The sequence below is a fragment of the Pseudomonas sp. H1h genome, assembly GCF_000633255.1.
Taxonomy (GTDB): domain Bacteria; phylum Pseudomonadota; class Gammaproteobacteria; order Pseudomonadales; family Pseudomonadaceae; genus Aquipseudomonas.
In genome coordinates, this window is record NZ_AYMJ01000018.1 from 224,561 (window position 1) to 250,110 (window position 25,550).

Annotated in this window: 19 protein-coding genes; 8 read left to right on the forward strand and 11 right to left on the reverse strand. The window is 61.9% G+C overall.

What is annotated here, in order from left to right:
* Window positions 1-354: 354 nt before the first annotated feature.
* The 7 genes from tssH to tssB all read right to left on the reverse strand — a co-directional run bounded on the left by tssH (window position 355) and on the right by tssB (window position 8,753).
* Entirely contained in the window at window positions 355-2,895 is a 2,541-nt protein-coding gene (tssH, locus tag U862_RS0116740; RefSeq protein WP_025111449.1) for a type VI secretion system ATPase TssH, read from the reverse strand.
* Window position 2,896: 1 nt separating this feature from the next.
* A complete protein-coding gene (tssG, locus tag U862_RS0116745) occupies window positions 2,897-3,922 on the reverse strand; it encodes a type VI secretion system baseplate subunit TssG (RefSeq protein WP_025111450.1) in 1,026 nt (341 codons plus the stop codon).
* Window positions 3,886-5,679, reverse strand: coding sequence for a type VI secretion system baseplate subunit TssF (tssF, locus tag U862_RS0116750; RefSeq protein ID WP_025111451.1), 1,794 nt, complete (start codon window positions 5,677-5,679; stop codon window positions 3,886-3,888). Before tssF ends, tssG begins: the two co-directional genes overlap by 37 nt.
* Window positions 5,663-6,106 carry a type VI secretion system baseplate subunit TssE gene (gene tssE / locus U862_RS0116755; RefSeq protein WP_025111452.1) on the reverse strand — a complete coding sequence of 148 codons (444 nt, stop codon included), beginning with the start codon at window positions 6,104-6,106 and terminating at the stop codon, window positions 5,663-5,665. Before tssE ends, tssF begins: the two co-directional genes overlap by 17 nt.
* A 15-nt stretch (window positions 6,107-6,121) precedes the next feature.
* The gene (locus tag U862_RS0116760; RefSeq protein ID WP_025111453.1) at window positions 6,122-6,619 is read right to left on the reverse strand and encodes an Hcp family type VI secretion system effector; all 498 of its coding nucleotides are present in this window, start codon (window positions 6,617-6,619) and stop codon (window positions 6,122-6,124) included.
* Window positions 6,620-6,696: 77 nt separating this feature from the next.
* Window positions 6,697-8,181, reverse strand: coding sequence for a type VI secretion system contractile sheath large subunit (gene tssC / locus U862_RS0116765; protein ID WP_025111454.1), 1,485 nt, complete (start codon window positions 8,179-8,181; stop codon window positions 6,697-6,699).
* Window positions 8,182-8,210: 29 nt separating this feature from the next.
* A complete protein-coding gene (gene tssB / locus U862_RS0116770) occupies window positions 8,211-8,753 on the reverse strand; it encodes a type VI secretion system contractile sheath small subunit (protein ID WP_025111455.1) in 543 nt (180 codons plus the stop codon).
* Window positions 8,754-8,979: 226 nt separating this feature from the next.
* Here tssB and U862_RS0116775 point away from each other — a divergent pair, with 226 nt between their 5' ends.
* From U862_RS0116775 to tssA, 5 genes are read left to right on the forward strand one after another with little or no spacing between them, the layout of a single operon-like run.
* Window positions 8,980-9,426, forward strand: coding sequence for a hypothetical protein (locus U862_RS0116775; RefSeq protein WP_025111456.1), 447 nt, complete (start codon window positions 8,980-8,982; stop codon window positions 9,424-9,426).
* Window positions 9,427-9,472: 46 nt separating this feature from the next.
* Window positions 9,473-10,804, forward strand: a complete 1,332-nt coding sequence (gene tssK / locus U862_RS0116780; protein WP_025111457.1) for a type VI secretion system baseplate subunit TssK — start codon at window positions 9,473-9,475, stop codon at window positions 10,802-10,804.
* 18 nt (window positions 10,805-10,822) lie between these two features.
* Window positions 10,823-11,587: a DotU/TssL family secretion system protein gene (locus U862_RS0116785; protein WP_025111458.1), complete on the forward strand. Its 765-nt coding sequence runs from the start codon at window positions 10,823-10,825 to the stop codon at window positions 11,585-11,587.
* Complete coding sequence (locus tag U862_RS0116790) at window positions 11,584-15,408, forward strand: type VI secretion protein IcmF/TssM N-terminal domain-containing protein (RefSeq protein WP_025111459.1); 3,825 nt, start codon at window positions 11,584-11,586, stop codon at window positions 15,406-15,408. The genes U862_RS0116785 and U862_RS0116790 overlap by 4 nt, the downstream gene beginning before the upstream one ends.
* Complete coding sequence (gene tssA / locus U862_RS0116795) at window positions 15,405-16,487, forward strand: type VI secretion system protein TssA (protein ID WP_025111460.1); 1,083 nt, start codon at window positions 15,405-15,407, stop codon at window positions 16,485-16,487. Before U862_RS0116790 ends, tssA begins: the two co-directional genes overlap by 4 nt.
* Here the strand turns inward: tssA and U862_RS0116800 are convergent.
* The 3 genes from U862_RS0116800 to U862_RS0116810 form a co-directional block, all read right to left on the reverse strand.
* Entirely contained in the window at window positions 16,484-17,452 is a 969-nt protein-coding gene (locus U862_RS0116800; RefSeq protein WP_025111461.1) for a 2-hydroxyacid dehydrogenase, read from the reverse strand. The two genes, tssA and U862_RS0116800, sit on opposite strands and share 4 nt — an antisense overlap.
* Window positions 17,453-17,592: 140 nt before the next feature.
* Window positions 17,593-18,117 (reverse strand): cysteine hydrolase family protein, encoded by a 525-nt coding sequence (locus U862_RS0116805; protein WP_025111462.1) that lies wholly within the window; start codon window positions 18,115-18,117, stop codon window positions 17,593-17,595.
* Window positions 18,118-18,323: 206 nt separating this feature from the next.
* On the reverse strand, window positions 18,324-18,707 hold the full coding sequence (locus tag U862_RS0116810; RefSeq protein WP_025111463.1) for a tautomerase family protein: 384 nt from the start codon (window positions 18,705-18,707) through the stop codon (window positions 18,324-18,326).
* A 536-nt stretch (window positions 18,708-19,243) separates the two neighbouring features.
* Here U862_RS0116810 and U862_RS30905 point away from each other — a divergent pair.
* The 3 genes from U862_RS30905 to U862_RS0116830 all read left to right on the forward strand — a co-directional run bounded on the left by U862_RS30905 (window position 19,244) and on the right by U862_RS0116830 (window position 22,676).
* Window positions 19,244-19,414, forward strand: coding sequence for a hypothetical protein (locus U862_RS30905; RefSeq protein ID WP_177327348.1), 171 nt, complete (start codon window positions 19,244-19,246; stop codon window positions 19,412-19,414).
* 254 nt (window positions 19,415-19,668) lie between these two features.
* Window positions 19,669-20,949, forward strand: coding sequence for a serine/threonine transporter (locus U862_RS0116825; RefSeq protein WP_025111464.1), 1,281 nt, complete (start codon window positions 19,669-19,671; stop codon window positions 20,947-20,949).
* Between the two features lie 80 nt (window positions 20,950-21,029).
* Window positions 21,030-22,676: a SulP family inorganic anion transporter gene (locus U862_RS0116830; protein ID WP_025111465.1), complete on the forward strand. Its 1,647-nt coding sequence runs from the start codon at window positions 21,030-21,032 to the stop codon at window positions 22,674-22,676.
* A gap of 161 nt (window positions 22,677-22,837) precedes the next feature.
* Here the strand turns inward: U862_RS0116830 and acnB are convergent, their stop codons facing one another.
* Window positions 22,838-25,447, reverse strand: a complete 2,610-nt coding sequence (gene acnB, locus U862_RS0116835; RefSeq protein ID WP_025111466.1) for a bifunctional aconitate hydratase 2/2-methylisocitrate dehydratase — start codon at window positions 25,445-25,447, stop codon at window positions 22,838-22,840.
* Window positions 25,448-25,550: the final 103 nt, after the last annotated feature.

The window sequence follows — 25,550 nt, forward strand, 5'->3', positions numbered from 1 at the left end:
TTATTCATGACGGATTGCAATTTTGAACAGGGAGCGAAAAATAGATCTGTCCCCTTACACTCGGTCCTGTTACATTCATCAGTTCCAATAGAAATGAGCCTTTGGGGCGCTATCGGAGTTCATGCGGTAACCACAATAAGTCACTTCGGCAAGATAGGCTTCGTATCCACCGCCTGCGGTTGGCCTATATCTGCTTTCAAAACCAGTGTGCCAGCCATTTGTGATATAGACGGTAACCACGTCGGGAGACCAGACCATTCCAGCAAAAAGTGTGCATATCTCGGTGTAGTCCGAGGGCGTTCCTATATATCCTGAGCTGAGCATAAAGGCCGGCATGATGTTTTCCTTGTCTGGTTATTCCAACACCCACTCCGCTAACTTTCCCGTCACCTGCGTCATCAATACATTCTCGACATCCCGCGCACCCGCCGCGCTGCATTTGGCGAGCACGGCTTTGACAATTCCCGAGTCAAACTCGAACTGTTTACCGGTCGCTGCCTTGTAGCGTCCGCGTAGTTTTTCCAACTTGGCGAGCACAATCCCTTCCAGCGTCTGCTCATCCAGCGGCCGGTACGCAACCACCGTCATGCGCGCCAGGAACGCCGGGCGGAAGGCTTGCAGGAGGACTTTGTGCAGCGCCTCGTTGAAGGCTTCAGAGCCGATCTGTGACACGGGCGTATCGAGCAACAGTTCCGCGCCAACGTTGCTGGTGGCGAGCATCACGGTGTTCTTGAAGTCCACCACCAGGCCGGTGCCGTCCTCCATCAAGCCCTTGTCGAAGACGTTGTAGAACGCTTCCAGCACATCCGGGTGGGCCTTCTCAATTTCGTCCAGCAACACCACCGAATACGGTTTGCGCCGTACCGCTTCCGTCAGCACGCCACCACTGCCATAACCGACGTAACCCGGAGGGGCGCCCTTGAGTTGGCTCACGGTGTGGGCTTCCTGATATTCGGAGAGGTTGATGCTGATCAGGTTGCGTTCGCCGCCGTACAGCGCGTCGGCCAGCGCATACGCGGTTTCGGTTTTGCCGACGCCCGTGGGGCCCACCAGCAAGAACACACCCACTGGTTTCTGCGGATCGGTGAGCCCGGCGCGGTAGGCCTGGAGGCGCTGGGCGATGGTCGAGAGCGCCGTGGTCTGGCCCATCACACGCAAGCCCATGCGCTGGCCAAGGGTACGTACGGCATGGGCTTCGTCGGCAAGCATTTTGCCGACGGGGATACCGGTCCAACCGGCGATCACGGCGGCAACGGTTTTGCTGTCGACCTGTTCGGGAACCAGCGGGTCGTCTTGGCGAATCGCATCCAGCCCGGCCTCAAGACGCAGCAATTCGGCGGCCAAATGGTCGATGCGGCTGTCAGTGGCTTCATCCGGTTTGTCGCTGTCGGCACTTTCGCTCAACGCCAGTAATTCGCGGCGTGTTTCAAGTAGCTCGCGCACGGCGACGCGTTCTTCGCTCCAGCGGGTTTCCAGTTCGCGGATGGCCTGCACATTGGTTTTCGATTCATCTTCCAGCAGGGTGATGCGTTCCCTGTGATCCAGGCCGGTAGCCTGTTCACGCCGCAAACGTTCGACTTCATCCTTGAGGCTGTTCTGCCGGTGTCGCAGGCTTTCCAGCGGTGGCGGCACGTCGTGCTGACCGAGGGCGACCCGGGCGCACGCGGTATCGAGGACGCTGATGGCTTTGTCCGGCAACTGGCGGCCGGAAATGTAACGGTGCGAGAGTTTCACCGCTTCATGGATCGCCGCGTCGAGCACCTGCACGCCATGGTGCTGTTCGAGTTTGGCGGCGACGCCACGGAGCATTTCCACGGCGGTGATTTCGTCCGGCTCTTCGACCTGCACCAGTTGGAAGCGGCGGGCGAGGGCCGGGTCTTTCTCGAAGTATTTCTTGTATTCCATCCAGGTCGTGGCGGCGAGGGTGCGCAACTCGCCTCGGGCCAGCGCTGGCTTGAGCAGGTTGGCCGCATCGCTGCCACCCTCGGCACCGCCAGCGCCGATCAGCGTATGGGCCTCGTCGATGAACAAGATGATCGGTTTGTCGGCGCTGCGTACCGCGTCGATCACGCCTTTCAAACGCTGTTCGAATTCACCTTTGACCCCGGCGCCAGCCTGCAACAGACCGAGGTCGAGCACGCGCAGACTGACTTCTTGCAACGACGGCGGCACGTCCCCGGCGGCGATGCGCAGGGCCAAGCCTTCGACCACAGCGGTTTTGCCGACGCCGGGTGCGCCAACCAGAATCGGGTTGTTCTGCCGGCGCCGCAAAAGAATATCGATGCACTGGCGAATCTCGCCGTCGCGACCAACGATCGGGTCGATGCGTCCGGCGTGAGCGTCGGCGGTCAGGTCCTGGGTGTACTGATTGAGCACCGAGTCCTGCCGTGGCGCCGGGTTACCAGAGGCGACAGAGCGCGGGCCTGCATGTTCGCGGGAGTTCTCCGTCCACTCCAGCAGATTCGCCCGCAGGGCCTCCTTGGGAATTCGCAGCAGGGACGAAGCACTGTTGAGCAACAGACTGCGGCGCTCGTCACGGTCGATCAATGCCAACAGCAGAAGCCCGGAACGAATGCTGTCGATCCCCTGCACACTCGCTTGCACCACCGCATCTTCAAGCAATCCCAACGTGTGCGAAGACAGTGCAGGCGTACGCGTGCTGCCAGCCTTGAACAAGTCCAGCGCCTTGTTGATTTCAGCCGTCAGTGCATCCCGTTCCAATCCAAAACGCGGCAGCAGAAAAGCAAAATCACCGCCCTCGATATCGAGCAGTTCCAGCAACAAATGCTCGATCTCGACAAAGTGATGCCCGCGCTGCAAACAGCGCTGGGCCGCGCGTTCGAGGGCGCGACGGTTGTCCGGGTTGAGGCGTCCGATCAGGCTGGCCAGTTCCATTTCAGGTGATCTCCAGCTGACGAAGGCGGGTTTCAATGCGCTGCACGGTGAGGCTGGCCTGCCGTTGCAATCCGCCGTTCCAGCTCAGCAGGGCCGGGGCCTGGCGACCGAGTTTCATCGGCCCGGCACCACGCACCAACATCACCAGTTTCACGTCCAGATCCGGGCCGAAATACAGCGCGGCCAGGCTCGCCAGTGCCGGGTGCGCTTCGCCGTCCGGCAAAAAGCGCCCGGCCTGCGCCGAGGACAATGGCCCTAGTGTCAGGCGAATTCCGGCGTGCTCATCCCAGACCCGAGTGCCGGCGACCGCAGTGCGACCGAGTTGCAGATTGCGCCCGCCAGCCTTCATGACGCTGCGGCTGGCAGCCGGAATCTCACGCCATGCGCCTTCATAGGCGTTCAGCTCCACCGGCACGGAAAACTGCTCGCGGACAATCGCCGCGAACCCTGCCAATGACCGGCGGCCATCGGCGTACAACGCGGTGCAGGCCAGAACCGCGCAGTCGGGAATCGCCTGGCGTTCTTGCAGGGATTTGGGCAACAACCCGGTCAACGCCCGCAATTGCGCCTGCACCGGCGAAGCACCGGGCGTAGTAAACCCGAGGGCGATACGGTGTTTGCGCATCACCTTGTAGAGCAGGCTGAGCAGCCGATGCTGGAACAGATCGAGGAACTCGGCGGGCGCGTGATCCTTGGCCCTGGCCCGTTGTTGCAACCATTCCTGATAGGCGTAGGGCAGTGGGCCGTCGGGTCCGCCGAGGCCGAACATCGGTGTATTCAGGGTCAGCGGTTCCCCCGGTTTTTCCTCAAGGCTTTCGATCTGGCTGGCGGCGAACACCGGCGTCAATGGTCCGCGCAGCTTTAAGGCTTCGGCCTGCGGGGACGTGCCTGAACCCAGGGAATCGGCCTGCGGCTGTTCGCGCTCCAGCAACAGCAACGCCTGCAACCACTCGAACGCCTGCGGATCGCGGCGCAGTCGCTGGCCCAGCGTCAGAGCGACAGGGGCATGCCGGCTTGGGGTTGCCATGCCTTGATCTCCTTGTCTGCCTGCATGAGCACCGTGCGCACAAAGCGATTAGCTGTGGCGTACACCGAAAAGAATTGCGCCAGCACCGCCGAGAACAGCACCGCGCTGCTGCCGACGAAATGTTGCGGATCAAGCTGTAATTGCACTTCAAGTCCGTTGCGCCAGCCACGCCAGGCATCGGCGCCGACGTGGCCGATCACCCGCTCGCAAGCGAGGCTCAGCAAACCTTCGATCTGGCGCAGGGCGCTGGCTTCATCGCGCAGGTTATGCAGATGCAGAATTTCTTTCAGCGCATCCAGCGCCTGCGGTCCTTCGACCAGCGACAGATGATTGAGGGTCAGTTGCGACACCAGCCGCCAGCGTGAATCGCCGTCCAGTCGCGGCAGACTCTGCGGGCTCGGCGGATTGCGCAGGCGCGCCCACGCCACCGGGCCCGGCCGCTCGAATCCCAGTGGCGTACCGGCCGGCAGACTCTGGGCCAGATGCCGATTAGTGCACAGCAGCTCGGCCGTGAGGCTGTAGTCGGGCAGATCGGTTTGCGGTTCAAAACGGGTGTCGACCACGCTGACCAACAGATCGCTGCCGAGTCGGTTCGGCGACTGGCCACTGACGCGCCGCGAATGCCAGTAACGCTGTTGATCGCCGCCGCTGTGCTGACTGCCGTAATAGGCCGGCAGGCGTTGCACGCCGGCGCTGGAGCTGGCGCGCATGCTGCGGATGCTGTGGATTTCGACACTGTTTTCCCGGTGGCTGTCGGCGACCAGTCGGTACTCGCTGCGGGTGCCGTCGGGGCGCAACGGCTCGGAGGTGCGCGGGAACAGATTGATCACTGGCGCACAGCCCAAGGCGATGTCGCTGGCCTGCAAGTGCAATCGGCCGGCCGGTGCACGGTCGAAAACGATGTAGAGGTAGAGCGTCTGGCTGTCGCTGGAAACACCGCCGAGTGGCAGGTCGAAGAAATGAAATTTCTCGGGAAACGTAAAGTACTCTGCCAGTAGGCGCATGCCCGGGTGTACGCCGTCCTCGTCCGGCAGCAGCACTTCGTCGTCAGCGAACCCGACGATCTGCGGCAGTCCCTTCACCTTCGCCGGAATACTCCCCGGTGAACCTGCGAGCACCTGCACCGCATGGGCACCGAGCAAATCATAGAGCCCGGCGTTGATTACCGGTGAGGCAGCCAGGTGAATGCGTAAACTTTCGATCTCCAGCTCAGACCATTGGCTTTCGCCAAGGCAACGCAGACTCAGGCGCAATGCCGAACGAGACTGCGCCACACCGGTCAACGCCTGGGCTTCATCACTGCCGAGCAACAGTGCTTCAGTCACTTGGATCGGCCACAGCCGCGCGGCGGCACTTGTGCGAAAGTGAATGCTTTCGCCCTTGCTGGTGGTGACGAATAGCGGCGTGTCCCGGGGCAGGGGATAGCCGCCGTCGAGTTTGCCTTTGCTCGGGTCAGGCTCGAACTGCACGATGGCGCAGGATGGCAATGGGCGTACGGCCAATGGATAGAGTTGTTCCAGCAAGGCGTCGCTGAACTCGGCGTAGTCGTCATCCAGGCGTCGTTGCAGACGCGCCGCGAGCAGGGCGAAGCCTTCGAGCAAGCGCTCGACGTGTGGGTCCGGGCATTCGCCGGGAGACAGTTCCAGCCGCCGCGCGACCTTCGGATAGCGTTCGGCAAACTGGCTGCCAGCGTGACGCAACCAGGTCAGTTCGCGTTGGTAATAGTCGAGCAGTTGCGGGTCAATCGAGTCGCTCATGGCGCACCTCCAGCCCTTCGTTGCCGGGCTCGATGACAAATGCCACCGGCCAGTGCTGCGCGCCGCTGCGCAATTGGCCGAGCAGGCGGATGCTCAATCGCTGTGGCTGTTCGGGGAGGGGATTGACCTGAACCTCGCCCAGCAGCAGGCGTGGTTCGAAATGGGTGATGGCCTCGCGAATGTCCCGCGCCAGGCGACGGCGGTCATCGCTGCGTTGCTGTTGCAGCGCGCTCCAGTCGGCGATGCCGTAGTCGATCACGCTGGGGGGCACCGTCAGTGTGCGCGGGCCACGGCGGGTGTTGAACAGGCGCCCGAGCTCGGTGTGCACCGAGTCGAGCAAATCCTGCCGATCGAACACCGGCGGTTCGTCGGCCTCGCTCCAGGCGAGGCGTTCGAACAGTGGTGCACGTATCCCGGTGCCTGCCATGGCGAGGGCGTCCGGTTACTTGCTGGCCTTGTTCGCCGCCAGGTCCCAGACCGTGCCGGCCGTACCTTCCTTGGTACCGTCGTCTTTTTGCGCCGTGAGTTCCCATTTGATCTTGGTGAAGTTCAGGGAAAGCGTTTCCACCGGTTTGCCGCCGGTGCCGCCGCTGACGCTGACGTTGGAGATCACCACATTGGTCAGGGTGTAGATGATGAACGGCATGATCTGCCCGCTGCCTTCGGCGGCGTTGCGACCGATGGTGATCTTGGCTTCCGGGATCGGCTTGCCGGCGCAGCAATACTCGTTGAGGGACGGGGTCGAGCTGTCGATGAATTTGGTCAGGGTAAATTCACCGATGTGCGGCCGGCCGGATGTACGCTCCGAGTTGCTGACGTCGTTGGTCACCTGCATCGCCACGTTGTGGCTGTAGGACATGACCTCGATCTTGTCCTTGTAACCCTCGAGCAGGCTGTCACCTTTGATGTCGCCGCCGAGGTCGAGAATGATTGCATCCATCGCTTGAAACTCCTGAAGGTTATCGCGCTAGACAAACGGGGGAGCACCCGCAGGAAAATCCTGCGGGCGCAGGCAGGTCAGGCTGCTACCGGAGGCGGCAGGGTGGCGACCAGGCGGATCGATGCCGTCAGTTCTTCCAGCTGGAAGTGCGGCCGCAGGAACACGGTCGCTCGATAGGCACCGGGTTTGCCGGCGACTTCGGTGACATCCACGCGAGCTTCGCGCAACGGGTACTGCGCCTTGATTTCCTGCGGCGCGTTGTCGTTGATCAGCACGTAGTCGGCGATCCAGTTGTTGAGGTAGGTCTGCACGTTGTCGCGGGTCATGAAACTGCCGACCTTGTCGCGCATGATCACCTTCAGGTAGTGGGCGAAACGCGAGGCCGCGAGCACGTACGGCAACATCGCCGAGATCCGCGCGTTGGCGTTGGCTTCGTTGGTGTTGTAGAGCTTGGACTTGTTGGTGGTCTGGCCGCCGAAGAACACCGCGATGTCGCTGTTCTTCTTGTGGCACAGGGCGATGAAACCGAGGTCGTTGAGTTCTTTCTCGCGGCGGTCGGTGATCGCCACTTCGGTCGGGCACTTGAGCGACAAGTCACCGGAGCTGGTACGGAAAGTGTGCGCCGGCAAGCCTTCAACCGCGCCGCCGCCTTCCGCGCCACGGATTGCCGCGCACCAGCCGTACTTGGCAAAGGCTTCGGTGATGCGTTGCGACAGCGCCCACGCGGCGTTGCCCCACAGGTATTTGCTGTGGTCGGTGCCGTTGGTGTCTTCAACGTAATTGATGCCCTCGACCGGCGAGGTTTCGGGGCCATAAGGCAGGCGCAGCAGGAAGTGCGGCAGCACCAGCGAGACGTAGCGCGAGTCTTCGCTCTCGCGGAACGAGCGCCACTTGATCAGCTCCTGGCTCTCGAAGACTTTCGACAGGTCACGAGGTACGGCCAGTTCGGTGAAGCTGTTCATGTCGAACAGACGCGGGCTGGCGGCAGCGATGAACGGGGCGTGGGCGGCGGCGGCGACGTTCGACAGTTTCTCCAGCAGGCCGATGTCCTGCGGGTGCCGGCCGAAGGTGTAGTCACCCACCAGCAGGCTGAACGGATGCCCGCCGAAGGTGCCGTATTCCTCTTCATAAATCTTCTTGAACAGCGCGCTCTGGTCGAATTCGACGGCTTTTTCCAGGTCGTTCTGCAACTCTTTCTGCGTGACGTTGAGCAGGCGCAACTTGAGGCGAGTACTGGTTTCGGTGTTCTGCACCAGCATGTGCAGGCCACGCCAGGACGCTTCGAGTTTCTGCAGGTCGGGGTGGTGCAGCACCTCGTTGAGCTGGGCACTGATCAGTTCGTCGATCTGGCTGATGCGGTCGTTGATCATCGCCACGGTGTCCTTGTCGATGGCCATGCCTTCGTCAAGTACCTGGGTGGCGAACTCCGCGAGCATGTCGCGGGCGTAGTCCTGCTGACTGTCATCGTGGGCCATGCGGCCCTCGGCGATGATTCGGTCGAGCAGGGATAAGGTTTCGGCTGCAGCATTGTCGCTGGCTTGATTCTGGGCGGCGGCGGGCATGGCGAATTCTCCCCTCGTTAGGTGGATGATCAGGCTTGCGGTTCGGCCGGAGCCTCGGCGTCAGCGGCCGGGGTAGCGGTGTCCGGGCGAGCCGACTTGATTTCCTGCAGACCTTCGGTGTTGGCGATGACGTCGCGCAGCAGTTTGTCCAGGTCATCGTTGCCATCGAGTTTGGTCAGCAGATCGCGCAGGCGCTGGCGTGCCTCGAACAGGCGACGCAACGGGGTGACTTGCTCCACCACCCTGACCGGGTCGAAGTCGTCGATGTGTTTGAAGTTGAGTTCGATGTTGAGCTTGCTGTCGTCGCCGCTGAGGGTGTTGTTGACCTGCAAGGTCGCACGTGGACCGATCGAGGCGAGCACTTCGTTGAAGTTGTCGCGGTCGATTTCGGTAAAACGCCGTTCATTCAGTTTTGCCAATGGTTCGAGCGGCTTGCCCGAGAGGTCGGCGAGGATCCCGACCACCAGCGGCAATTCCTTTTTCTCGATGGCATCGCCGATTTCGACGTCGTAGGTGATTTGCACTCGGGGCGGGCGAACCCGGTCGAGCTTGTGCTGAGTACTTTCTGCCATGGTGGTTGACTCCGATGCGAAGGCGGGCGCAATGCATCGGGGAGGCCCGTTCATCGCTTTCCCTTACTGGACCGTAGGTTAGAAAGGGTGGCAGATGACCTGTCGTTCCTTTGACAAACCTTCCTCATTCGGCTGCAGGAACCGAACTACCCAAGACGCTAGAACAGGTCTATAAAAAAGCAAGCAAAAACGATTTTGGACTGCCACGGGAAAAGGAAAATTCATTTTGTGCGGACGATTTTTTGTAGCGTTTTTGTTGGCGCTGCTGACCGGGTGTTCCCTGTTCGGGCCGAAAGTGGATCTCGACAGCCTGACCCTCGACGTCGCGCCCAAGGCCAATGACGACACGCCGATTGCCGTGGACTTCATCGCGGTCAACGACCCGGACCTGCTCAAGCAACTGTCAGGCATCAGTGCCAGCCAGTGGTTTGCCGAGCGCGAGCAGTATCAGCGCGACTATCGTCAGCTGATGAGTGTGTGGGGTGTGGAGCTGGTGCCGGGGCAATTCATCGACCGCCAACCGTTCCCGCTGGGGGGCAAGAAGGCCGCTGGACTTTTGGTCTTCGCCAGCTATAACACACCCGGAGCACACCGCTTGCGGCTGGACGATCAGAGCGAAGCGTGGCTCAAGTTCGACAGTCGCGAGATGAGCCTGGTCAGCAAGGAAAACTGAAACACACCGTCCGCCGCCGGTTCGCGGTGCAGTCGAAGGGAGTCGTATGAGTCTGCTACCTGACGCGGTCTGCTGGCACGAAGGCATGCAATTGCTGCCCCAGCATTTTCAGTTGCAGGGCCTGCGAGCCGAAGCCCTCGGCGCGCACCTGGCGCAAGCCTGCAATCCGTGGTTCTGGGGCGTCAGCCACATGGATTTCGACCCTTCGGCGCTGAGCGGTGGCGTGGTGCGGCTGCTGTCGTTGCAGGGAACGATGCCCGACGGTTTGCCGGTGAATCTGCAAGCCGGCAGCGGGTCGATGCTGGAGCTGGATGTCAGCGCGGCAATCAGCGCCACCGACGATGCCACCGTCACGGTGTACCTGGCGATCAGCCCGTTGTGGCGCGCCGGGCAACTGCTGCCGCTCAAGGGGCGTTTGCAGTCGGTGGTCGGCGAGGCATTGCCGGATCTTACCAGTGGCGAATTCCCGGAATCGATCACCGTGTGGCGGCCCAATCCGCGCCTGTGCACGCAAGCGAACAGGGCCGATTCGATCTGTCTGCCGCTGTTGAAAGTCCGCAAGGAAGGTGGTGGTTTCCTGCCATTGGCCTATACACCGCCAACTCCGGTGCTGTTGCCCGACGCGCCATTGGGCCGGCGTGTCGCCGGGCTATGCGCGCGGGCCCGGGAGAAATGCATGTTCCTCGGCGGCCGTCTGCGTCAGGCGCAACAGGCCGGCAATCAGGACGATGCGCTGGAGATTCGCCGGCAATTGACCGCGTTGTGGGCACGCCTGCCGGAAGTCGAAGGCGCGCTCAACAGCCGCATCGCCCATCCGCAGAGTGTGTATGTGCAACTGCTGGGCCTGGCCGGCGCATGGTCGGCACTCGATCCGCTGGCCGGGGTGCCGGCGTTCGCGCCGCTGGATTTTCTGGAGCTGCAGCGCGGTTACGACGCGGTGCTGCAATGGCTGGAAACCACCCTCGAACTGATCCGTGCCGGTTATCGCAGCCTGCCGTTCGAACGCGGTGAGCAGAGCTTCTCCATTCAGTTGCCCGATGAGCAACCGAGCCAGCGACTGGTGATCGGCCTGCGCATGCCCAACGGTGCCAGCGAGCAGGCCGCCGGTGACTGGCTGCGGGGCGCAATCATCGCTTCGGCGCCGCACATCGCCTTGCTCAGCCGCCAGCGCATGAGCGGTCTGACGCATCAGGCGATGAGTCGCAGCGAGCAGGTGGCATATAGCGTCGGTGAGGACACGCGGCTGTTCGTGGTCACTGCCCAAGGGGCGTGGTTCGACGCGCAACTGCCGCTGATGATCGCCGCGCCCGCCGCGAAGCTGACCAGCAGTCCCTGGCAAGTGGTGCTGTTTGTCGCCCAGAACAGCGAAAGTGCCTGATCACACAAGGAACGCCGTATGTCCCAAGGAAGTGCCGCAAGCCTGGGGTTGCAGGACGCACCGCTGAGCAGCGCGTTCCGCCAGACCTGGCAACAATGGCAAGTGGACTGGAGCCAGTTGCCCAAGGACAGCGAAGACGAAGCGGCGCTGGTGGACACCGTGGTCGAGTTGTCGACCCAGGCTTCGCAACGGTTGTGGCGCACGGCGTATTCGCGGGTCGGCGATTCAGCGACTGAACAGGTCAAGGCGCTGGTTTACGCGTTTGTCGCACTGGTCGATGAAACGCTGCTGTTTACGCCCTGGCCCGGACAGGCCGCCTGGCAGGACAAGCCGCTGGAGTCGCGGCTGTACGCCAGTCGGCAGGCCGGCGAGCAACTGCCGGCGGCGATTCAGACGCTGCTCGACGAACAGCAACCCACCAGCCGTGATCTGGCCAACGTCTATCTGCAGTGCCTGATCCTCGGCTTCCACGGTCGTCTGCGCGGCGAGCACAGCCAGGCGCAGCTGGAAAAATGGCGTCTGGCGTTGTTCAATTTTGCCTGGCAGGACGACGCCAGTTACGCCGATGTCAGCCAGCGGCTGCTGCAGCCCTCACGGGTCGCGCCGCTGCAACTGCCGGTGCGTAGCGCTTTGCCGGACGGTTTTCGGCTGGCGCTGGGCATTGTCGCGATGGTGCTGCTGCTGACCGGCCTCGGGCAGTTTTTCTGGCGTGACATTCGCTCGGAGCTGGAGCCTGTGCTGCAAATCAGCGATCCGGCGGTCACGGCGGAGCAAGACTCATGAGCGTCCTGTCGATGGTCGCGTGGGGCGTCGCGCTGCTGTTGCTGCTGGTGATCATCGCCTTAGCCGTGTGGTGGTTGCGCACCCAGAGCGGGGCGGCAATTCGCAGCTTTTATGCTGCGGTGCGGCACATGGAGCAAGAACAGGGCAGTCACGATCGTTATCAGTTGCCATGGCTGCTGTTGCTCGGCGATGAAGCCCAGGGCACGCAACTGGTCAGCGAATGGCGTTTGCAGCCAACCGACAAACCGGCGTGGTTCGGTCGCTGGTGGTCCGATCCCGAAGGTGCGGTGCTGGTGGTGCCGCAGGCGTTGTTCCTGCCCGAAGACGGCATGCACCTGCAGCGTGGCGGCTGGTGGCGTCTGCTCGGGCTGATGTTGCGTCTGCGCAGCAAACGCCCGCTGGACGGGGTGATCTGGACCGTACCGGCCAATCGTCTGGGCAATCTGGAGCAGGCCACCCAGCTCGGTCTGGCGGCGCGCCGCCGCTTCATCGACCTGTTGCAACGTTTCGGCTTGAGTGTGCCGGTGTACGTGATCATCACCGGCCTTGAGGAGTTGCCCGGGTTTCAGGAACTGATCAGCGCACTGCCCGACGAAGTTCGCGAGCGCACCCTGGGCTGGTCGTCACCCTACGCCCGCGACGCGGTGTGGCAGGGCCAGTGGAGCGATCAGGCGCTGGATTGCCTACACCGCGCGGTGTCAGAAGCGGTGATCGAAATCGGTACGTTGTCCGGGCACTTGAGTGCCGACCTGTATGCCTTGCCGGAGCGCCTGGAGACATTGCGTCGCAGCTTGCAGAATGTGCTCGAGCCGGTATTCCAGGGTAATGCCCAAGGTGAGGCGCCGTGTTTTCGCGGCGTGTATCTGACCGCCAATCAGCCGTCGGAAGATGCGCTGGACGGTTTTTCTGCGGACGACAGCGGCTTGCAGCGCAGTGCGTTCGTGCGTCCGTTGTGGCGCGAGCGACTGGTGGGCGAACGGGGCCTGGCCCAGGGCGTGCCGCGTCTGTTGCGTTTGCGCCAGCGTTGGCAGCGGATCACCGCCGGTGTCGCGCTGGTGGTCGGGGTGGTGTGGGCGGTGGCGATGGTCTGGATCTGGCGCGATGCGGTGCGCGATGCTCACGAACTGGCGCGGCTGATGCAGGGCGCGCAGAAGAGTTATGTCGCGGTCACCGACGAGGCGCACCGGATCGAGCCGACCCGGCGCAACGTGCAGAGCTTCTGGCGGGTGCTGGAAAAAGCCCCGCACTGGCATTACGCGTCGCTGGTGTTTCCGAGCTCGTGGTTTTCCTCCTTCGACACCTGGCTGGAGCAGGAGCTGTTTCGCTCCACCCAGCGCCACATGCTGGTACCGCTGCACGACCTGCTGGTCGCGGAACTGGCGAAAATCAAGGCAATCCGCAGCACCGACCGACGCAACAGTGTGGAAAGCGAAGACCCGGCGCAGTGGCAGAACTATCAGAAAGCGAGCGACCTGGTGGATCGCGCGCTGCGTCTTGAGCAACAGAACCAGCTGTTCGGTGAAGTGCAGAATAACCAGCGGGTGCCGCTGGATGATCTGGTGCAACTGAGCAACAGTGCGCTGTCACTGAACCTCAACGCCGCCACCTTGCCCCACGCCGCTTACTACAATCGGCTGCTGGCGGCGGGCGACAGCGGCGAGTTGCAGGCGCTGGACCTGAGCGTGGACCGGCCGCTGATCGTCAGCAACTTCACCGGGATGATGGAGCGTTGGCTCGATCAGTATTTCCTCGCCGACAACTTCGTCAGCAAGGCCGGTTACCTCAAGCTGCATCTTGAGCAATTGGAGGCGGGCAGTGGTAACAGCCTGAGCGAGCTGGAGGATCTGCGCGCACTGATCGACGATCTGCAAGCGGCCATTGCCCTGACCAATTCGACCTGGAGTCGCGGCAAGGGCCAGGAACTGGTGCCGGGCTATCGCGATTTCCTCGACAAGGTGCGCAAGAGTTCATTGCTCGGGCCGGCGGTCGAGCAGCAACTGGATCAGCAGGCGAGCAAGCTGCAACAGAGCTTTCGCGATCAGTGGATTGCCCAGGTCGGTTCGCGCGGTAACTTGCTGGTGCAGCAGGGCAGCGGGCAACTGGCGTTGCAGGAGCAGGTGGTCAAGCTCAACAACGCGGTGCAGGCGCTGTTCAAGCGCGACTTCGTGTCGGTTGCGATGCGCGCCAGCCAGGACAACGTCAACCTGCAGGGCCAGACGGTCGACGGTGACGACCTCAATACCTCGCTCAGCTATTTCGCCAGCTACAAGAGTTATGTCGCCGAAGAGTTGCCGCGCATCCCGCCGGCGTATCGCGAAGCCTTGCTGCAGGCCGCTGAAAGCGCCGCCGCTCAGGCGATGTGGCTGAGCCTCAAGGATCACAACGATCAGACTCATCCTTACGCCGTGTTCAACGTGCAGGCAGAGCAGGCGATGGCCCTGCAGAAAGCCTTCGTCGAGGTGCATCGCAGCGATCTGGCGTCGCGCCTGCAGGGGGCGTTGAACCGGCGGGCGTTGGCGCAGATCGTCAGCGGCCTGGAGGAAATCACCGCGCAGCCGTTGTTCGGCGGTCGTACCGAAATCAGCCAGTGGGACGGCTCGAAAAACCTCGGTCTGCAGCTGTACGGCGCCAGTGATGTGCAGGACCTGAAGCTGAGCCTCAAGCAGCAATTCAATACCATGCTCGGCATCACCGAGCGGCGCACCTCGGCGTTGCAGTGGCTGATGACGCAGCAGGGCAATCTGTCGGCGATCGATTACGAACGAGTGACCCAGTTCAGCGCGCTCAACGACGAACTGCTCAAGTACAAGGACGCCAACCCGGCCAGCTCGCCCGCGCAGATCGAGCAACTGGTCAGCCGTGACTTTGTCGAGATGGACACCGGCACCTGCGTGCAGCTGTTGCAGTCGGCCAACATCGCCGGTGGCCGTGGCACTCTGGCGATGCGCGCGGTGGAGTTGCAACAGAGCGCCATGCAGCGCTGCCAGTTCCTGCAACAGCAGCAGGCTGCGGCGGCGTGGAACGAGCTGGCGACCTACTTCAACCAATATCTGGCGGATCGCTTTCCATTTGCCAACGGTGTGCAGGCGCAAGATGCCGACCCGGCACGGGTCCAGCACTTTCTGGAAATCGTCGACAAGCGTCTGGCGGTCGCCCAGGCCGGACTGGTCCTGAGCCAGACGCCGGAGCGGTTGGCCGCCGAAGATTTTCTCAATCGCCTGAAGCAGGCCAGCGTGTGGCTGACGCCGCTGTTCGTGCGTGACAAGAGCGGCATTCTCGGGGTTGAGCTCGACGTGCGCTGGCGCACCGATCGCGAGGAAGAAAGGGGGGCCGATCAGGTGATTGCCTGGGGCCTGCTGGCGGGTAATCAGCAGATCAACTACCCCGGTGCCGAACAGCCGAACCTGCGCTGGATGGTCGGCCAGCCGATTCGCCTGACCTTGCGCTGGGCGCGTAACGGCAAGGAGCGCCCGGTCAACGACCCGCTGCAACCGAACCTGGTGGTGCGCGACATGGAGGCCGGTTGGGAGTACGGCGGCCCCTGGTCGTTACTGCGGCTGATGCGTGCGCATTTTTCCGTGCAGCGTCAGCCAAACCTCGATTACACCGACTTTCCACTGGCGCTGCGCCTGCCGGTGACGGCGGCGACCGACAGCGTCACCAGCGAATTCACGCGGATGTTCGTGCGCCTGTCGCTGATGAGTCAGGGTTCGAAACTGCCGCTGGCGATTCCGCCGTTGCCGACCCGTGCACCGCGTTCGCCGTATCAACTGACCGGCGCCACCGCCGCCCTGGACGTGCGTAAAGAGGAGGGGCTGTGAGCCTGCCATCGACGACTTTGCCGGACCTGATCGAGCAGTTGCTGGCGCCCATCAGCGTCGAGCAACCCTGTGGGGTGGATTTGCGCTATGAGCGCGAGTACGACCAGTTGCGTGACTTGCGCCGCGAGGATGACACCAGCCTGCCGACCGGGGTCTGGCAGTCGGCGATCAAGCGGGCGAACTGGCCGGACGTGGAAGCGCTCACCACGACGCTGCTGCTGGAGCGCAGCAAAGATCTGATGCTTGCCGCGTGGCTGGGCGAGGCGTGGCTGCATCTGCAAGCACTGGACGGCTTGCCCGGCAGCCTCGCGCTGATCGCCGGCCTGTGCGAGCGCTACCCCGAGCAAGTGCACCCGCAAGCCGAGGACGGCGACCAGTCGTGGCGGGTGATTCCGCTGGAATGGCTGGTGCGCCGCTACAGTGAAGTTCTGCTGACGCGGGTGCCGCTGTTCGGCGCGCACAGCAGTGATTTCGAGGTCTACACCCTGGACGTCTGGCGCCGCTTGCAGGTGCAGCAGGTCAAGGCCAACGACAGCAAAAACGCCAAGACTTCGGCTGACACCGCGCGCAACGAACAGAAGAAACTCGGCGACCAGATCCGCGTTACACCCATGGCGTTCTGGTTGCGCATGCAGGGCAATCTGCTGCTGAGCCTGCAGCATCTGCAGCGGCTGGACGCCTGGAGCGATGCGTATCTGGGTGAGCAGGGGCCGGGATTTCGCCCGTTGCAGGAAACCATTCAAGCGTTGCTGACGCTGGTTCAGGAGTTCATTGCCATGCACCCACAACAGCCGGCACCGCCACCTGCGTTGGTTGAGGTTCCTGTCGCCGTGGCGCAACCGGATGCAGAGGCGCCGGCTGCGCAAGCGTTTCGCGAGCCGGCCAGTCGTGAAGAGGCTTACCGACAACTGCTGCTGATTGCCGAGTACCTGGCCCGCACCGAACCGCACAGCCCTGTGCCGTATCTGATTCGTCGCGGGGTGGAGTGGGGCAATAAACCGTTGAGTGAGTTACTCGGCGAGTTGATCTCGGCGGACGCCGAATCGCGGCGTTTGTGGACCTTGCTCGGGGTGCTTTAGTGCACCCGCTGATTGCCCAGGCGCGGCGGCAGCGCAATCGGCGTCAGCACCGGCTGACCGGAAAAGAACGCCACGAGGTTTTTCCCTACCAGTTCTACCGTGCCTCGGGTGGCTTCCGGTGACAGCCCCGCAACGTGCGGCGTAAGAATCACGTTGTTCAAGATTTTCAGCGCATCCGGTACCTGCGGTTCGTGATCGAACACATCCAGTGCAGCGCCGGCAATCCGCCGTTGCTCAAGGGCGATGATCAGGTCGGCAGTGGCGATCACGCTGGCCCTTGCAATATTGACGATGAAACCTTTCGGGCCCAATGCGTCGAGCACCGGGCGGGTTACCAGATGCTGGGTACCGATGCCGCCGGGCGTGGCAACGATCAGAAAATCCGCGGCCCGCGCCAGTTCGGTCGGCGTCGAACAGAATGCGTATGGCACATCGCTGCGAACCTGGCGGTTGTGGTAACTGATCTGCATGTCAAAACCGAGGTGGGCGCGCTTGGCAATCGCCATGCCCACCGCGCCCAGGCCGAGAATCCCCAGGCGTTTATTGGCCAGCGACGGGCGCATGATTTTCGGCCACTCACCCCGGCGCACGGCGGCGTCGCAGCGCGGAATGTCGCGCACCAATGCCAGCAGCATCGCCATCGCGTGGTCGGCCACCGACGAGGCGTTGACTCCAGCGCCGTTGGTCACGGTGATCCCGCGGTCGCTGGCCGCCTGCAGGTCAACGTGTTCATACCCGGCACCGATCACGGTGATGATCTTCAGGATCGGCAGGGCTGCGATTTCATCGGCGGTCAGGCCCAGTGGGCCTCGGGTCAGTACGGCGTCGATTCGCGAGCCATGGGTGGCGATGGCTTGCGCCCGTTCGGCGGGGGTTGGCGCGAGGATCAGGTGAAAACCCTGATGCTCGAGAATCGGCAGATAGTCATTGATGGTTTCAACCAGTACCAGAACGGTGGCGGGCATTGCGCGGCTCCTGTTGATCAATGGCGGTTCGGTCGCGAGAGTCGTGTCAGAGTGCTGATTCCAGAGCGGTTTGGCAATGGTGGCTGCAGCCCCGCTTCAGCCAGTGTAGGAGCTGAAACGGGGGGCGCGTGGACGCTTCGTCAGAAGCTCGCGTCGGCACTGTTGATCAGTCGCGCGAAGGCGCCACCGAGGGTGGCGTTGTGGTGCTCGATGATGGCTTTGGCCGGCAGCACCGGGGTGTCCATGCATGTGTGTGCGTCGGCCACCAGCACCGGTTTGAAGCCCAGGTCGGCGGCGGCACGGCAGGTGGCGTCGATGCAGTACTGAGTCTTCATGCCGACGAGGTACAGGTCTTCGATCCCCGCGGCTTTGAGCTGCTGCGCCAGTCCGGTGCCGTGGAAGGCATTGGGCCGGGACTTGTCGAACAGGTGGTCGGCGTCAGCGCGCAGTTCGAGTTCCGGCAGTATTTGCCAGAACGGACTGCCGGCGGCAATCGGCGAACCTTGCGGGCCGGTGTGGCGTGCGGCGTAGACCGGCACGTGCTGCTGACGTGCCAGATTGATCAGGTGCCGGATGTTGGCCAGCACCCGTGCGCCGTCGTGGGGTTTTTCCGGGCCATGGAACAGACCGACCTGCATATCGATGACCAGCAGAGCTGCGGACATGGTGTTTCTCCTTGAGGGTTGCAAGTGCCGCACGGACGGGAGAAACAACAAGGCCCCGTCCATTGCTGGCGGGGCCTTGGGTTCACTGCGCTGGATTCACCTCAGACAGCCACACCAAGACCCGCCGGTGGCGGTCGTGGTGGTACGGGTGAGGTGCAGCGGGCGCAGGTTCATGGGCCGATCATGCTGGCGGCAGCGAAGGGCTGTCAACTGGCGTATTGCGCGATGCCATTGCCGAACGACCAGTTCTCCTTTTTGACCTCCACCAGATTGATGAACACGTCTTCCAGGCGTATGCCCAGCTGCGTGTTCAGGCTTTGCGCGATAGTCTGGTACAGGGCTTTTTTCTGCTCCTGGGTTCGGCCTTCGTTGAGGGTGATCTGGATGATCACAAGCTGGTCTGTGCGCTGGATGCCGAGATATTGCGGGTCGAAGATGAAATGCTCGGCATCGTGCTCGTTGAGGATCTGGAAGTTGTCATGCTCCGGTACGTTGATGGTGTTGCGCATGGCGACGTAGATCTGCTCGCCGATGCGTTTGGCGAACGTGGGATCGGCGTGTTTCTTGATTTCGACGCGGACGAGGGGCATGGGCAGAGACTCCATGGGGCAGGGGACTCATTGACGCTAGATGAATTGGGCGAAATTGAAAGTATCGGGTGCTTGAATCGACGCCTTCGCGAGCAGGCTCGCTCCCACCTTTGGAAAGCGATCACCTGTGGGGGCGAGCCTGCTTGCGAAAGCGTCGGTGGCTACCTACGAAATTTGCGGATTCTGCCTACGAAGTTGGCGGATGCATCTGCTGTCGGAACGGCGATGAACGCGAAATCATGTGGACACAAAGCAGCCCGGGCAGTCACTGCCAACAGCCAAGGAAGGCGAATGCTTCAAAACAATCGAGAACATCTGGAACTCGAACGGCTCCAAAATGAAACACGCAAACTCATAGCCGAAAGAAAAAAACTTCTGGCGGAAGAAAAAAGCTAAGCAGGGAAACGAATTTGTATCCGCTCGCACTATTGGCTGGGATTGCGACAGCCATCACTGCAGTAGCAGGCGTTTTTTTCAAGTATTGAGCGTGCGCGTTTCACGACAGACAGGTCTATCACTCAGCAAGGGACATCGACATGAGCACCTATGACCACAAAGCCAGAATGGAGGAACTGGAACGAGAGCACGATGAGTGGGAGGAAAGAATGCGTATTAAAAACAAGGGCGATATGTACCCAATCTGGGGAATGCTGGTGTTCGGCCTTTTTTGCATGTCACTCGGATTCCTCCTCGCCCGATCGATCTGATCAAGTCTTCCCGATCGCACATTGCACTGAAGCTTGCCAGAAAACGACATGGCGCATACCTGTTGCCGACAGTCATTTTCCCGAAAACGACAACCCGGTTATCTGATCCGTACAACCATTCCTCAGCTAAGTCTTTGCTTCTGCTCATTTATCGCGGAGAATCGCGCCCCTGTTTCGGCCGGAGCATGTCTGTCGGTTTTTTCCGACGCGTCCTGACCGAGTGGCAAGTGACCGGAATGCGGAGATCCGACCGGATGAATGATCAGGCCAATAGCGTCGACGCACGCTATGAAGCGGCAGCACCAGCTGAACTGTCGAGCTGGAATCGCCATGACACCACGTGGATGTTGGGACTGTTCGGGACGGCCATTGGCGCCGGTACCCTGTTTTTGCCGATCAACGCGGGTCTGGGTGGCTTCTGGCCGCTGGTGATCCTCGCGCTGCTGGCCTTCCCGATGACCTTCTTCGCCCACCGCGGCCTGACCCGCTTCGTGCTCTCCGGTCGCGAAGGCGCCGACATCACCGACGTGGTCGAGCAACATTTCGGCATCAAGGCCGGTGCGCTGATCACCCTGCTGTACTTCTTCGCCATCTTCCCGATCCTGCTGATCTACAGCGTCGGCCTGACCAACACGGTCGCCAGCTTCCTTGAACACCAACTGCATATCACGCCGCCGCCACGCGTGTTGCTGTCGTTCGTGCTGATCCTCGGCCTGCTGGCTGTGGTGCGTTGCGGCGAAACGGCGATCGTCAAGGCGATGAGCCTGATGGTCTATCCGTTCATCGTCGCGCTGCTGTTCCTCGCGGTGTACCTGATCCCGCACTGGACCGGCGGCATTCTCACCACGGCATCGCAAGTGCCAGCGCCGTCGGCATTGCTGCACACGCTGTGGCTGGCGATCCCGGTGATGGTGTTCTCGTTCAACCATTCGCCGATCATTTCGGCGTTCGCGGTGGACCAGAAGCGTCGTTACGGTGCCAATGCGGAGCAGCGCAGCTCGCAGATCCTCTGCCGTGCCCACCTGTTGATGGTGGTGATGGTGCTGTTCTTCGTCTTCAGTTGCGTGCTGACCCTGTCGCCGGAGCAACTGGCTGAAGCCAAGGCGCAGAACCTGTCGATCCTGTCCTATCTGGCTAACCACTTCAGCAACCCGGCCATTGCGTTTGCGGCGCCGTTGATTGCATTCGTGGCGATCTCCAAGTCGTTTCTCGGTCACTACATCGGCGCCAGCGAAGGCCTCAAGGGCCTGATCGTCAAGAGCGGCAAGCGTCCGGGCGCCAAGGCCCTGGATCGCATCGTCGCGGCGTTCATGCTGGTGGTGTGCTGGATCGTTGCGACCCTGAACCCGAGCATTCTCGGGATGATCGAGGCCGTCGGTGGTCCGGTGATCGCGGCGATCCTGTTCCTGATGCCGATGTACGCGATTCGCAAAGTGCCAGCGATGGCGCGCTATCGCGGTCAGGCATCGAACGTGTTCGTTACCGCGGTAGGTCTGGTGGCCATTTCGGCGGTGATTTATTCGCTGACGGCGTAAGCCAAAGCGCCGGATACTCAGCTACAGTGGCCGCTGTGCGTGATGCGCACAGCGGCTTTTTTTCGTCTGGAGACAGTGGATTGTCGAGCGCGCCCCAACCTGTAGCACCACCCAATCGCTGGCAGGACATCCTCGCCGGTCTGTCGATTGCCGGTCTGCTGTTGCCCGAAGCGGTCGCTTATTCGACCATCGCCGCGCTGGCGCCGCAGGCGGGGGTGATCGCGCTGTTTGCCGGGCTGCTCTGCTATGGGCTGTTTGGCACCAGCCGCTTTGCCATTGTTTCGGCGACATCTTCATCTGCGGCGGTACTGGCGGCGGCCACCGCGACCATGGCCAATGGTGACCCGCAGTTGCGCGCGACGCTGGCGGTCGGGCTGGTGCTGGTCACTGGCGGGCTGTTCTTGCTGGCGGGGATCTTTCGTTTCGGCAGCGTCACCTCGTTTATCGCCAAACCGGTGTTGCGCGGATTCGCCTTCGGCCTGGCGCTGACCATCATTCTCAAGCAGGTCGCCAGTGTGGTCGGCGTGCACCTGACAGATGCCAATCTGGTGCGTTTTGCCCCGCAACTGCTTGAACAATTGCCGCAATGGAACTGGCCGGCCGCCGCTGTGGCGGCGGTCGCGTTGGTATTGTTGGGGTTGTTTGCCCGCTTTCCACGGGTGCCCGGTGGTTTGCTGGTGGTGGTGATCGGCATCGTTGCCGGGCAATGGCTGAATCTGCCGGCACATGGCGTGCCGCTGATCGGCTTGATCGACCTGAGCCTGGAGGTGCCGAACCTGCCGGTGCTGCCGTTCGCCGATTGGCTGCGGCTGGGCGAAGTCGGGTTTGCGCTGGTGATGATTCTGTATGCCGAGTCTTACGGCTCGATCAGTTCGTTCGCGCTCAAGCACGGTGATCGTGTGACCTCCAACCGTGACCTGCTGGCGTTGGGTGCATCGAACCTGTTGTCCGGGCTGTTTCATGGCATGCCGGCGGGGGCAGGGTATTCGGCGACGTCGGCGAACGAGGCGGCCGGGGCAACTTCACGCTGGGCCGGGGGCGTGGCGGCGCTGGTGGTGCTGGTGATCGTGTTGACTGTATTGCCGTGGATTGCCCTGACACCGGAACCGATTCTGGCCGCCATCGTCATGCATGCGCTGGGCCGTGGTTTGAGTCTGCAGCCGCTGGGACGCTATTTCATCTGGCGCCGGGACCGGGTGCTGGTGTTGTGCGCGGTAGGGGCGGTGCTGGTGCTGGGGATTCTGGATGGACTGCTGGTGTCGGTGGCCATCAGCGTGTTGCTGATGCTCAAGCAGATGTCGGCAGCGGATATTCAGGTGCTCGGGCGAATCGATGGCGGGCATGATTTTGTCGATCTGCAGCGCCATCCGACGGCTGTCTCTGAGCCGGGGGTGTTGATTGTGCGGCCCAGTGAGGCGCTGTTCTTTGCCAATGTGGAGCGGATTCTCGGCGCGGCATTGCGTCTGATCCGGCATTCGGACGCGCCGGTGCACACGGTGATCCTCAGTCTTGAAGAAACCCCGGATCTGGATGGCACCAGTATCGAGGCGATGCAGGAGTTTTTTCTGCGGGTGCATCAGGAAGGCAAGCGGCTGATTCTGGCGCGGCTCAAGCATGAAGCGCTGGCGGTGCTGGAGGCGTTGCCGGAGGTGACGGCCAACGGGGTGATCCTCAGTGGATTGAGCGTGGATGGCGCGGTGCAGCAGGCCCGCAAGCTCAACCCATAACCCCCTGTAGGAGTGAGCCTGCTCGCGATAGCGTTGTGTCAGTCGATAAAAATGTAGCTGACACACCGCATTCGCGAGCAAGCCCGCTCCCACAGGTCATTCAGGCATAAAAAAACGCCGCTCATCTCACGATGGGCGGCGTTTTTCATTGCGTTGCAACGTTAGGCTTGAACGACCGGGATCTTGGCGTTCGCAGCAGCTTCACGGAACTCGGCGATCTGGTCGAAGGACAGGTAGCGGTAGACATCGGCCGCCATGCTGTCGATCTTGCCAGCGTATTCCATGTACTCCTCGACGGTCGGCAGGCGACCCAGGATCGAAGCAACGGACGCCAGTTCGGCCGAAGCCAGGTAGACGTTCGCGCCGTCGCCCAGACGGTTCGGGAAGTTACGGGTGGACGTCGAGACCACGGTGCTGTTCGGCTCAACGCGTGCCTGGTTACCCATGCACAGCGAGCAGCCTGGCATTTCCATGCGTGCGCCGGCCTTGCCGTAGATGCCGTAGTAGCCTTCTTCGGTCAGTTGGTGAGCGTCCATCTTGGTCGGTGGCGACAGCCACAGACGGGTTGGCAGCTGACCCTTGACCTGATCCAGCAGTTTACCGGCAGCGCGGAAGTGACCGATGTTGGTCATGCACGAACCGATGAACACTTCGTCGATCTTCTCGCCAGCAACGCTGGACAGCAGACGGGCATCGTCCGGGTCGTTCGGCGCGCACAGTACCGGCTCGCTGATGTCGGCCAGATCGATTTCGATGACTTCGGCATATTCGGCGTCGGCATCGGCTTCCATCAGTTCCGGGTTGGCAACCCAGGCTTCCATCGCTTGAGCGCGACGTTCCAGGGTGCGTGCGTCGCCGTAGCCTTCGCCGATCATCCAGCGCAGCAGAGTGATGTTGGAGTTCAGGTACTCGGTGATCGACTCTTTCGACAGCTTGATGGTGCAGCCGGCAGCCGAACGTTCGGCCGAGGCGTCGGACAGTTCGAACGCCTGTTCCAGGGTCAGACCTTCCAGGCCTTCGATTTCCAGGATGCGGCCGGAGAAGGCGTTTTTCTTGCCTTTCTTCTCGACGGTCAGCAGACCGTTCTGGATGGCGAAGTAAGGAATGGCATGAACCAGGTCACGCAGGGTGATGCCAGGTTTCATCTTGCCTTTGAAGCGCACCAGGATCGATTCCGGCATGTCCAGCGGCATGACGCCGGTGGCAGCGGCGAACGCGACCAGACCGGAACCGGCCGGGAACGAGATGCCCATCGGGAAACGGGTGTGCGAGTCACCACCGGTACCGACGGTGTCTGGCAGCAGCATGCGGTTCAGCCACGAGTGGATGATGCCGTCGCCCGGACGCAGGGAAACGCCGCCGCGGGTCATGATGAAGTCAGGCAGGGTGTGGTGGGTGGTCACGTCGATCGGCTTCGGATACGCCGCGGTGTGGCAGAAGGACTGCATGACCAGATCAGCGGAGAAGCCCAGGCACGCCAGGTCTTTCAGTTCGTCACGGGTCATCGGACCGGTGGTGTCCTGAGAACCTACGGTGGTCATCTTCGGTTCGCAGTAGGTGCCAGGACGTACGCCTTGGCCTTCTGCCAGACCGCACGCCTTGCCGACCATTTTCTGCGCCAGGGTGAAACCCTTGGTGCTTTCAGCCGGTGCTTCAGGCTTTTTGAACAGGTCGAACGCAGGCAGACCCAGTTCGGCGCGAGCCTTCTCGGTCAGGCCACGGCCGATGATCAGAGGAATACGGCCGCCGGCACGTACTTCGTCCAACAGAACCGGGGTCTTCATTTCGAAGGTGGTCAGGACCTCGTCAGTGCCGTGTTTGCAGACTTTGCCAGCATGCGGGTACAGGTCGATCACGTCGCCCATGTTCATGTTGGTAACGTCGAACTCGATTGGCAGTGCGCCGGCATCTTCCATGGTGTTGTAGAAGATCGGAGCGATTTTGCTGCCGAAGCAGAAACCGCCAGCGCGCTTGTTCGGCACGTAAGGGATGTCATCGCCGAAGAACCACAGGACCGAGTTGGTTGCGGATTTACGCGAGGAACCGGTACCGACCACGTCACCGACGTAGGCGATCGGGAAGCCTTGACCGCGCATTTCTTCGATCTGCTTCATCGGGCCGGTCTTGCCTTGCTCGTCCGGAACGATGCCGTCACGGGCCATTTTCAGCATGGCCAGGGCGTGCAGCGGGATATCAGGACGCGACCAGGCATCTGGAGCAGGGGACAGGTCGTCGGTGTTGGTTTCGCCGGTGACCTTGAACACGCGCAGGCTGATCTTGTCGGCCAGAACAGGGCGCTTCTTGAACCACTCGCCGTCAGCCCAGGATTGCAGCACGGCTTTGGCGTGAGCGTTGCCGTTCTTGGCTTTTTCAGCCACGTCGTGGAAGGCATCGAACATCAGCAGGGTGTGCTTGAGTTCTTCGGCAGCCACTGGCGCCAGCTCGGCGTTGTCCAGCAGTTCGACCAGGGTCACGATGTTGTAGCCGCCCTGCATGGTGCCGAGCAGTTCTACAGCGCGCTTCTTGTCCAGCAGAGGGGAGGAGACTTCGCCTTTGGCCAGAGCCGACAGGAAACCGGCTTTGACGTAAGCGGCTTCGTCCACTCCAGGTGGTACGCGATTGGTGATCAGGTCAACGAGGAAAGCTTCTTCGCCAGCCGGAGGATTCTTCAGCAGCTCGACCAGGCCTGCAGTTTGTTCGGCGTTAAGCGGCTGGGGAACGATACCCAGGGCTGCACGCTCTTCGATATGTTTGCGGTAGGCTTCAAGCACAGTTATTACCCTCATCAGTGGTCCCAAATGGGTGTCCGGGACGCTCATCCCGAAATTGCCGTACTCATGCACCTCACGACGTTGTGGGTCGTTTGGCCAGAAT